This is a genomic window from Flavobacterium sp. (assembly GCF_003525665.1).
Taxonomy (GTDB): domain Bacteria; phylum Bacteroidota; class Bacteroidia; order Flavobacteriales; family Flavobacteriaceae; genus Flavobacterium.
Window position 1 is genome coordinate 21,864 of record NZ_DQDX01000125.1, and the last position, 11,598, is coordinate 33,461.

5 protein-coding genes and 1 pseudogene are annotated in these 11,598 nt (G+C 34.0%); all 6 read left to right on the forward strand.

The genetic code is table 11. From position 1 onward, the window contains the following. The first annotated feature begins 182 nt into the window (after positions 1-182). Positions 183-2,480, forward strand: a complete 2,298-nt coding sequence (locus DIU01_RS09010) for an NADP-dependent malic enzyme (protein WP_290833674.1) — start codon at positions 183-185, stop codon at positions 2,478-2,480. 67 nt (positions 2,481-2,547) lie between these two features. After that, positions 2,548-3,129, forward strand: a complete 582-nt coding sequence (ruvA, locus tag DIU01_RS09015; RefSeq protein WP_290833665.1) for a Holliday junction branch migration protein RuvA — start codon at positions 2,548-2,550, stop codon at positions 3,127-3,129. Between the two features lie 63 nt (positions 3,130-3,192). Next, positions 3,193-10,392 carry a cell surface protein SprA gene (gene sprA, locus DIU01_RS09020; protein WP_290833676.1) on the forward strand — a complete coding sequence of 2,400 codons (7,200 nt, stop codon included), beginning with the start codon at positions 3,193-3,195 and terminating at the stop codon, positions 10,390-10,392. A gap of 78 nt (positions 10,393-10,470) precedes the next feature. Then, positions 10,471-10,851, forward strand: coding sequence for a glycine cleavage system protein GcvH (gene gcvH / locus DIU01_RS09025; protein ID WP_290833667.1), 381 nt, complete (start codon positions 10,471-10,473; stop codon positions 10,849-10,851). After that, positions 10,844-11,233 (forward strand): VanZ family protein, encoded by a 390-nt coding sequence (locus DIU01_RS09030; RefSeq protein WP_290833668.1) that lies wholly within the window; start codon positions 10,844-10,846, stop codon positions 11,231-11,233. The genes gcvH and DIU01_RS09030 overlap by 8 nt, the downstream gene beginning before the upstream one ends. Positions 11,234-11,271: 38 nt before the next feature. Then, a pseudogene (locus DIU01_RS09035) lies at positions 11,272-11,598 on the forward strand (deoxyribose-phosphate aldolase); the annotation flags it as partial.

Consider the following 11,598-nt stretch of genomic DNA (forward strand, 5'->3'; position numbering starts at 1 on the left):
GCTTTGGGTTTAAACCCAAAGCAATTGAAAAAGATATAGCGAAAAGCAGGAATAGGGAAACCAAAAGCGACCAAGCGATTCGCTCCTGAAAAACAATAAAATTTTATTTAAAAGAAAACTAGTAAATGTTTCCTTTTTCGGCTGATACTTTTACCTTTGTAGGTCAGAAGAAAAAAACCAAAATGAATAAATCAAGTAAACGTAGAGAAGCACTTTTATATCATGCTAAACCTACTCCCGGGAAAATTCAAGTTGTTCCAACAAAGAAATATGCCACACAAAGAGACTTGTCTTTGGCCTATTCGCCAGGTGTTGCTGAGCCGTGTTTGGAAATTGCAAAAGACGTAAATAATGTTTATAAATATACTTCTAAAGGGAATTTAGTTGCCGTAATTACCAATGGAACAGCCGTTTTAGGTCTTGGTGACATTGGTCCAGAAGCTTCTAAACCAGTGATGGAAGGAAAGGCATTGTTGTTTAAAATATTTGCCGATATCGATGTTTTTGATATTGAAGTTGATACAAAAGATATTGATACTTTCATTGAGACGGTGAAAAATATTGCACCTACTTTTGGTGGAATCAACTTAGAAGATATCAAAGCTCCAGAGTCGTTTGAAATTGAAAGACGTCTTGTGGAAGAGCTAAATATTCCGGTGATGCACGATGATCAACACGGAACTGCAATTATTTCGTCGGCAGCTTTATTGAATGCTTTAGAATTAGCCGATAAAAAAATTGAAGATGTTAAATTGGTGGTTTCTGGTGCTGGTTCTGCAGCTTTGGCGTGCGCTAATTTGTATGTTTTGCTTGGTGTAAAACCCGAAAATATTGTAATGTTCGATAAAGATGGTGTTTTATCTGAAGATAGAACAGATTTGTCTGACTTACAAAAAAGATATTCTAAAGGTAGAAAAGGAATCACATTACAAGAATCGTTGGTAAACGCCGATGTTTTTCTCGGACTTTCTGCAGGAAATATTCTTACCTCAGAAATGTTGTTAGGAATGGCAAAAGATCCTATCGTTTTTGCTATGGCAAATCCTACTCCAGAGATAGATTATAATGTGGCAATTGCTACTAGAAAAGATATTATCATGGCAACTGGTCGATCAGACCATCCTAATCAAGTGAATAATGTTCTTGGTTTTCCTTATATTTTTCGTGGTGCTTTAGACGTTCGAGCTACAAAAATCAACGAAGCAATGAAAATGGCAGCTGTTCGTGCTTTGGCAGCTTTGGCTAAAGAAATGGTTCCAGAGCAAGTGAATATCGCTTATGGTGAAACCAAATTGAATTTTGGTAGAGATTATATCATTCCAAAACCATTCGATCCAAGATTGATTACTATGGTTGCGCCAGCAGTTGCAAAAGCAGCAATGGAAAGTGGTGTAGCGTTAAATCCAATAACCGATTGGCAAAAATATGAAGAGGAATTATTAGAACGAATGGGTTCTGATAATAAAATGGTGCGACTGCTAACAAACAGAGCTAAAACCGATCCAAAGCGAATTATTTTTGCAGAAGCAGATCAGTTGGATGTATTAAAAGCTGCGCAAATTGTATACGAAGAAGGAATTGGTCATCCAATTTTATTAGGAAGAAAAGAAGATATTTTAGAACTAAAAGAGGAAATTGGTTTTGATGCCGATGTGCCAATTTTAGATCCAAAAACTCAGGAAGAAGACAGCAGACGATTACGCTACGCAGATATTTATTGGAAAGAAAGACAACGTCGTGGAATTTCATTATTAGACGCACAAAAATGGATGCGCGAACGCAATTATTTTGCAGCAATGATGGTCAATGAAGGCGATGCCGATGCTATGGTTTCGGGTTATTCTAGAAGTTATCCATCGGTTATAAAACCATTAATTCAGTTGATTGGTAAAGCGCCAGGAATTTCGTTGATTGCTTCTACAAACATGATGATGACCAATCGCGGACCAATGTTTTTATCGGATACTGCAATCAATCCAGATCCAACAGCAGATGATTTGGCTAAAATTGCATTAATGACCGAAAAAACCGCTAGAATGTTTGGTGTTGAACCAGTGATAGCAATGGTTTCGTTCTCTAATTTTGGTTCATCCAATAATGAAAGTGCCAATAAAGTTAGAGAAGCAGTGGCTTATCTTCACAAATATTATCCAGATTTAATTGTTGATGGTGAAATTCAAGCCGATTTTGCATTAAATCCAGAGATGCTTTTAAAGAAATTTCCGTTTTCTAAATTAGCTGGAAAAAAAGTCAATACGTTGATATTTCCTAATTTAGAATCGGCAAATATCACATATAAATTACTAAAAGAATTGTACAAAGTAGATTCAATTGGACCAATTGTAATGGGAATGGATAAACCGGTTCACATTTTCCAACTTGGAGCAAGTGTCGAAGAAATGGTAAATATGGCTGCTGTTGCAGTTGTTGATGCTCAAGAAAAAAACAAACGATTAAAGAATTTTGAAGTAAAAAAGTAGCAATAAAACGGCTTAAGTTATTGTAATTAAAGTTTTTTGTTATATTTGATTTACATTATTAAACACTATGATAGCACACATTCAAGGTAAATTAGTTGAAAAAACACCAACAGAAGTTGTAATAGACTGTAATGGTGTTGGTTATCATATTAATATTTCGTTGCATACCTACACTTTATTGCCCAATACCGATTTTGTAAAACTGTTTACTCACTTGATTATCAAAGAAGATTCACACTCTTTATTTGGATTTGTAGAAAAATCTGAAAAAGAGATATTCAAAATGCTTCTTACTGTTTCTGGCATTGGTGCCGGAATTGCAAGAACCATGCTTTCATCACTTGAACCAAAACAAATTATACAAGCTTTGGCAAGTGGCGATGTGGGAACAATCCAATCTATTAAAGGAATTGGAGGAAAAACTGCCCAACGAGCAATCCTCGATTTAAAGGATAAAGTGTTAAAAATTTACGATTTAGACGAAGTTTCTATTACTCAAAACAATACAAATAGAGATGAAGCGTTATCTGCTTTGGAAGTTCTAGGTTTTGTTAGAAAAGCTTCCGAGAAAATAGTAGATAAAGTAGTTAGTGAAAATCCAGATGCAACCGTTGAAGTTATAATCAAACAAGCATTAAAAAATTTATAGTTTTTGAAAACACATTACATACGATACATTCAATTAGCAATAAAGTCAGTTTTTACTTTGCTAATGTTTTTTTTAAGTTCTTCATCATTTTCTCAAGTAGTTGAGCCAGATCCAGAGCCAACTCAAACAGGAAGTGATTTAGGGAGAATTAATTTAGGAAATCCACCAAGTATAGTTGATGCTTATAAGTACGATCCTGTTACAGATAAATATATTTTTTCAAGTACAGTTTTAGATTTTAACATTAATTACCCAATAATTCTATCTCCAAAAGAATATCAAGAATTGGTTCTTCGTGAATCGATGAGGGACTATTTTAAGAAAAAATCGGATGCTATCGACGGTAAAAAAGAAGGCACTGAAGCAGAAAAGCGAAACCTTTTACCAAGATATTATGTGAAATCAGGAATTTTTGAAACTATTTTTGGAGGGAATACCATTGATGTAAGACCAACAGGATCTGTAGAAATGGACTTAGGAGTTCGTTATACAAAACAAGATAATCCATCGCTATCGCCAAGAAATAGAGCAACTACTACTTTCGATTTTGATCAAAGAATAAGTATGAGTTTGCAAGGAAAAGTGGGGACTCGATTGAACGTAAATGCGAATTATGATACACAATCTACTTTTGCTTTTCAAAATTTAATTAAATTAGACTATAATCCAACAATTGGTGGAGGAGAGGATTCTATTCTTCAAAAATTAGAGATTGGTAACGTAAGTATGCCACTAAATAGTTCATTAATTCGTGGTGCACAAAGTTTATTTGGAGTTAAAACCCAATTGCAATTTGGTAAAACCACAGTAACTGGAGTTTTCTCTGAACAAAAATCACAAACCAGAAGCGTTTCTGCTCAAGGTGGCGGAACCATTCAAGATTTCGATTTATTTGCTTTAGATTATGATGCCGACAGACACTTTTTCTTATCACAATATTTTAGAAATGAATACAACTCTTCTTTAAGAAATTATCCTTTTATTAATAGTAGAGTACAAATTACACGAATCGAGGTTTGGGTAACCAATAGACAAAATCGTGTGAGTCAAACCAATAATAACTTAAGAAATATTATTGCACTTCAAGATTTAGGTGAATCACGATTAACTGGTTTAACACCTGAACAAACAGTTGCAATTGATATAATCGCCAATCCAACATTCTTTGGAACAACGCCAGTAGATACACCATCAGACAACTCAAATAATAAATATGATCCAGAATTAATTGGACCTAGTGGTTTCTTAAATCCAAATATTAGAGAAATTGTAACTTCAAGTTCTGGTTTTAATATTACTAATGTTAGTGAAGGTGACGATTATTCTAAACTTGAAAATGCTAGGAAATTAAGTCCAAATGAATTTACATACCATCCACAATTAGGTTATGTTTCTTTACAACAACGTTTGGCTAATGACGAAGTTCTAGCTGTTGCTTATCAATATACAATTGGTGGAGAAGTATATCAAGTTGGAGAATTTGGTACCGATGGTGCCACTGCAACCGAAGTAAACGGTGCTGGAATTCCAGAAACGCAAACATTGATTTTAAAATTATTAAAAAGTAATTTAACCAATGTTCAAAAACCAATTTGGAATTTGATGATGAAAAATATCTACCAACTTCCAGGTGCTTATCAGCTTGAGAAAGAAGATTTTAGGTTTAACATTCTTTATACGGATCCATCTCCGTTAAATTACATTTCACAAGTAGGAACGACGCCTTTGCCAGCCAATGTTTTAGATACACCATTGTTGAAGGTTTTTAATGTGGATAGATTAAATTACAATAATGATCCACAAGAAGGAGGCGATGGTTTTTTCGATTTTATGCCAGGTTTAACTGTAGATCAACAAAATGGTCGATTGATTTTTACAACCGTTGAGCCTTTTGGTAAATACCTTTTCGATAAACTTCAAGTTGGAGCAACCGGAAACTACTATGGTGATCCAAACTCAACCGCAGATTACAACGAAAATCAAAAGAAATATGTCTTCAAAACGATGTACACGAGTACACAAGCTGGAGCATTACAAGATAGTGATAAAAATAAATTTCAATTACGAGGAAAATTCAAATCTACTGGTGGAGATGGAATTCCAATTGGTGCATTTAATGTGCCAAAAGGTTCGGTTGTAGTAACTGCTGGAGGAAGAGTTCTTGTAGAAGGAATTGATTATAGCGTAAATTATCAAGCAGGAAGAGTTCAAATTCTTGATCCAACTTTAGCGAATACTCCAGTGGAAGTTTCTGTAGAGAACAATTCGGTTTTTGGGCAACAAACAAGACGTTTCTTTGGGTTTAATGTAGAACATAAATTTTCAGATAAATTTGTTGTTGGAGCTACTTTATTAAAAATGACAGAACGTCCGTTTACACAGAAATCTAATTACGGACAAGAATCGGTTAACAACACTATTTTTGGAGCAAACTTTAACTATTCTACCGAAGTTCCATTTTTAACAAGATTAGTAAATAAATTACCAAACATTGATACTGATGTTCCATCAAATGTTTCTGTTAGAGGTGAAATTGCATTCTTAAAACCAGATACACCAAAAGCCGACCAATTCGAAGGCGAAGCTACTATTTATGTTGACGATTTTGAAGGTTCGCAAACAACTATCGATATGCGTTCTCCTTTTTCATGGTTTTTGTCGTCAACACCAGAAAGACCAACTACTGGAAACCCAGCACCAATTTATGATGATTTTGGAGCAGGTTCATCAGGTTTAGATTATGGATTTAAAAGAGCTCGATTGGCTTGGTACAATATTGATCCAACTTTTTACACTCAACCTCCAGGTGGCGTAAGTCAAGACGATTTGTCTTTAAATGCAACAAGACGAATTTTCAATAGAGAATTGTATCCAGAATTAGATGTTCCTCAAGGTCAATCTACTGTTATTAATACTTTGGATTTAAGTTATTTTCCACAAGAACGTGGTCCATATAATTTTGATCCTGCAGCAGCTTCAACCAATACATTATCGGAACCGAAAAAAAGTTTTGGTGGTATTACAAGAGCAATAAATTCAACCAATTTCGAACAAGGAAATGTAGAGTACATTCAGTTTTGGGTTTTAGATCCGTATTTAGGAAATCCAACCGATACAAGTGTTGCTGATCCTTCTAATACTGGTAAAATCTATTTCAATCTTGGTGAAATTTCAGAAGATATTTTAAAAGACGGAAGAAAACAATATGAAAATGGTTTGCCAGAAGCAGGTTCGCCAGCGCCAACAGTTCCAACAATTTGGGGTAGTGTTCCAGCAGCACAATCATTAATTTATGCATTTGACACTAGCGGCGCCAATAGGGCTGTTCAAGATATTGGTCTTGATGGTTTAAGTGATGATGCAGAAGCAGCAATCTATCCAGCATTTGCATCACAACCCGATCCAGCTGGAGATAATTACCAATATTTTCTTCAAGGTAGTGGCGGAGTTGTAGATCGTTATAGAAATTATAACGGACTTCAAGGCAACTCACCAATTGATGTTTCTGATACTAATAGAGGTTCAACAACGCTTCCAGATGTAGAAGACATTAATAGAGACAACACCATGAATACCATCAATGCGTATTACGAATACAGTATTGAGATGAAAAGTAACATTGTTGTCGGTCAAAATTACGTAACCGATATTCGACCAGTAACCGGAATTCAATTGCCAAATTCTGGAACTGCGACTGGTAGATGGATTCAATATAAAATACCTGTATCGCAATTCGAAAGTAAAGTTGGAGGAATATCAGATTTTCGTTCTATACGATTTATGAGAATTTTTATGACAGGATTTTCTCAACCATTAACGGTTCGTTTTGGATCTTTAGATTTAGTTCGTGGTGAATGGCGTCGTTATGTAAGTTCATTAGAGTTTCCAGCTGATGATCCAGCAACTGACAACACTAATTTTGATGTTCAAGCAGTGAACATTCAAGAAAATGGTGATAGAATACCAATTAAATATGTGTCTCCACCTAACGTTGTTCGTGAACAATTGTATAATAACAATACATTGATAAATCAAAACGAGCAATCATTATCACTTAGAGTAACAGGCAATAATGGAACTGGTGGATTAGAACCAGGAGATTCTCGTGCTGTTTTTAAAAATGTAAGCGTAGACATGCGTCAGTTTAATAAACTGAAAATGTTTCTTCATGCTGAGTCAATTTTCCCTGACGAAAATACAATTAAAGATGACGAATTAGTTGCATTCATCCGTTTCGGAAATGACTTTACAACCAATTATTATCAAGTTGAAATTCCGTTAAAAAAATCCGAATTTACATCTACAACACCTGAAGAAATTTGGCCCGAAGAAAATGAAATCGATTTATCGTTGGCGTTGCTTACCAAGTTAAAAATATTAGCAATGTCTGTTGATCCATTAACATTACCATTAGATGGTGTTTACTATCAAGATGAAGATCAGTTGGATCCATCAGCAGCTAGTAAGCCAAATAAATTACGTCTTGGTGTTAAAGGTAATCCCAACTTTGGTTTGGTTAGAACTTTAATGATTGGTGTAAAAAATCAGACTGATGTATTAAATACTCTAGAACATCCTTTAGATTCAAGAAACGTTGCAGGTGAAGTATGGTTTAACGAACTTCGTTTGGCCGAAATGGACAACAAAGGCGGAATGGCAGCGGTCTTAAATGTAGATTCTAATTTTGCCGATTTTGCTACAATTTCTGCAACGGGTAGAATGAGTACTATTGGTTTTGGTTCATTAGAACAAGGTCCGAATGAGAGAAGTAGAGAAGATGTACAACAATATAATATTGTAACCAATTTAAGTTTAGGGAAATTGCTTCCAAAAAAATGGGGTGTCAATTTACCTTTTAACTATGCTGTTGGTGAAGAAATAATTACTCCAGAATACGATCCTTTCAATCAAGATATTCGTCTAGAGCAATTATTAGACAATACTGCCGATGCTTCTGAAAGAAGAAATATTGAAAACAGAGCAATAGATTACACTAAAAGAAAAAGCATCAACTTTATTGGTGTGAAAAAAGAACGTGCTCCAGAACAAAAACAAAATTTCTACGATCCAGAAAACCTTACGTTATCGTATTCTTACAATCAAGTTGATAGACATAACTATGAAATTGAAAACTTCATCGATCAACAAGTAAATACTGCTGCCGATTATACTTTTGCATTTCAACCAAAACCTGTTGAGCCATTCAAGAAAACCAAATTCATGAAGAAAAGTAGCTACTGGAAAATGTTGAGTGATTTCAATTTTAATTATCTGCCTTCAAATATTTCTTTTAGTTCAAATATTAACAGACAATACAACGAGCAACAATTTAGATTGGTTGATGTAGAAGGAATTGGTCTTGAAAAATTATACAGAAGAAATTTCTTGTTCAATTATCAATACGGATTTAATTATAATTTGACTAAATCATTAAAACTTAATTTCACAGCTTCTTCCAATAATATCGTTAGAAATTATCTAGACGAAAATAACAATCCTGATAATACTTACAATATTTGGACTGATTACTGGAATGTAGGTACGCCAAACTTACACAACCAACAATTAGTGGTTAATTACGATTTACCAATTAATAAAATTCCACTATTTAGTTTTGTAAATTCTACTTATACTTACACAGGAGACTACAGTTGGCAACGTGCTTCATTAGCATTGTCAGCTATAGAAGATGAAGACACAGGTACGATTTTTAATTTAGGAAATACCATTCAAAATGCCAGTTCGCATCGATTGAATACCAAATTCAATATGGAGTCGTTCTATAAATATGTTGGTTTGTCAAAAGGTGCTAAAAAACCAACTAGACCTGTTGTCGCTCCAAAACCTGGCGAGAAAATAGTTGCCAATAAACCTCAAGTTCAAAAAGAAAGAGGAGTATTACTAAACGGACTTATCGGTATTTTAACAAGCGTTAAGAATATTCAAATTGATTATGTAGAAAATAGAGGAACAGTACTTCCTGGTTATACGCCAAGTATTGGTTTCTTTGGAACGGCCAAACCAACTTTAGGATTTGCCTTTGGTAGTCAAGATGATGTACGTTATGAAGCAGCTAGAAATGGTTGGTTAACCGATTACCCAGATTTCAATCAAAATTATACCGAAGTAACAAATAGAACCTTAAACTTCACTGCCAACATCGATTTGTTCCCAGATTTTAAAGTAGATTTAAATGCGAACCGAACGTATGCAGATAATTTTTCTGAGCAGTTTAATGTAACTAACGGAAACTATAACTCATTGTCACCGTATAATTTTGGTAACTTTTCAATATCTACAGTAATGTTGAAATCGGCTTTCAAGCAAAGTGATGAAATATACTCTTCTTCTTTTAACGATTTTAGAGGTAACAGAATTATCATCGCCGATAGATTGGCTGCAGAATTCTATGGAACAACAGGCTTTCTTCGAGATGCCGAAGGTTATCCTGTAGGTTTTGGTAAAAATAGTCAAGCGGTTTTAATTCCATCATTATTGTCTGCATATACTGGTATGTTTACAACTGGAGCAAACGACTCGGCTAAAGATATTTCATTAGATGCTTTTAGAAATATTCCAATTCCAAACTGGAATATTAAATACAACGGTTTAATGCGTTACAAATTCTTTAAAGACCGATTCAAACGTTTCTCTTTACAACACAATTATCGTGCGTCATATACTATAAATTCGTTTAGATCTAATTTTGAATACGACCAAAATCCAACTGGTTTTGATACTGGAGGAAATGTAAATAATAAATTAATCATCGGTAACGTAAATTTAGTAGAGCAGTTTAATCCGCTTGTGAGAGTTGATTTTGAAATGAAAAATTCTTTCAAGTTCTTAGCCGAAATGAAAAAAGACAGAGCATTATCAATGAGTTTTGATAATAATTTGTTGACAGAAGTGCAAGGACAAGAATTTATTGTTGGATTAGGTTATCGTATTAAAGACGTAGTGATAAATTCACAATTTGCAGATAATGCACAAGGAATTATTAGAAGTGATATCGAGCTGAAAGTTGATTTTTCTTATAGAAATAACAAAACAATTGTACGTTATTTAGATTATGATAACAACCAACTTGGTGGTGGACAAAACATTTGGTCAGCGCGATTATCAGCTGGTTATTCGTTCAGTCAAAACCTTACAGCCCAATTCTTCTATGATCATTCGTTCTCGCAAGCCGTAATTTCAACATCGTTTCCGTTAACAAACATAAGAAGTGGTATTACATTGAGATATAATTTTGGAAATTAATTAAAATTGTGATAAAAATCATTTTTAATATTTAACAAGAAACTTTACATTTGACGTAAATTAAAACAAACTAATAAAATGAGTATACCAGCTAATTTAAAATACACAAAAGACCACGAATGGGTAGCAATCGATGGCGATATTGCAACTGTAGGAATTACACATTTCGCACAAAGCGAACTTGGTGATATCGTATACGTTGAAGTTGAAACGCTTGATCAAACATTAGAAAAAGACGAAGTTTTTGGAACTGTTGAAGCTGTAAAAACAGTATCAGATTTGTTCTTGCCTTTAGCAGGTGAAATCATCGAATTTAACGAAGATTTAGAGAGAAACCCAGAAAATGTAAACTCAGATCCTTACGGAAAAGGTTGGATGATTAAAGTTAAAGTCGCTAATCCAGCAGATTATGATGCATTGCTAGACAACGAAGCTTACGCAACATTGATCGGTGCTTAATAAAAAACTAGTATTTATTTTAGCAATTACTTGGACCGTATTAATTACGTATTTGAGTTTAGCAACAATAGATTCATCAATAGGAAGTACAATTAAAATACCTCATAAAGATAAAATAGTTCATTTTATTTTTTACTTTATGTTTGTTTTATTATGGACAAATTATTTTAATTCAAGTCCATACAAAAGTAAAGTAGGTATAGTTGTTCTACTAATTGCAATTGTTTACGGAATCCTAATGGAAGTTTTCCAAGGATTGCTAACTATCGATAGATCTCCAGACCAATATGACGTTATTGCAAATGCATCTGGTGCCATTGTAGGATGGTTTGTAGCTAAAAAATATTTGCAAAATAAAAACCAATATAAAATCTCACATTAGTGGGATTTTTTTATTTTTACCATTAATAAAATTGACTAATGAATATCAAGCAATATCTCGATTCTACCTACTTAAAAACTCCTGCTCAAGCCGGATTGACATTTGATGAAAATAAAATAGTAGTCGAAGGTTTTATCAAAGAAGCAATTGAAGAAGGATTTAAACTGATTATGATTCGTCCAGACATGGTTTCGTTAGCCAATAAAATGATTAAAGACGCCAATTCTAAACTTTCAATCGGAACTGTAATTGGTTTTCACGAAGGCACAAATGCTCTTGAAGATAAACTTGCAGAAGCCAATCAAGCCCTAATTGATGGTGCCGACGATTTAGATTTTGTAATAAACTACGAAGCTTTTAAAGAT

Excerpts from the sequence above, each read along its gene's own strand:
- DIU01_RS09010 (WP_290833674.1), top strand. The coding sequence starts at position 183 with ATGAATAAATCAAGTAAACGTAGAGAAGCACTTTTATATCATGCTAAA.
- ruvA (WP_290833665.1), top strand. The coding sequence starts at position 2,548 with ATGATAGCACACATTCAAGGTAAATTAGTTGAAAAAACACCAACAGAA.
- sprA (WP_290833676.1), top strand. The coding sequence starts at position 3,193 with ATGTTTTTTTTAAGTTCTTCATCATTTTCTCAAGTAGTTGAGCCAGAT.
- gcvH (WP_290833667.1), top strand. The coding sequence starts at position 10,471 with ATGAGTATACCAGCTAATTTAAAATACACAAAAGACCACGAATGGGTA.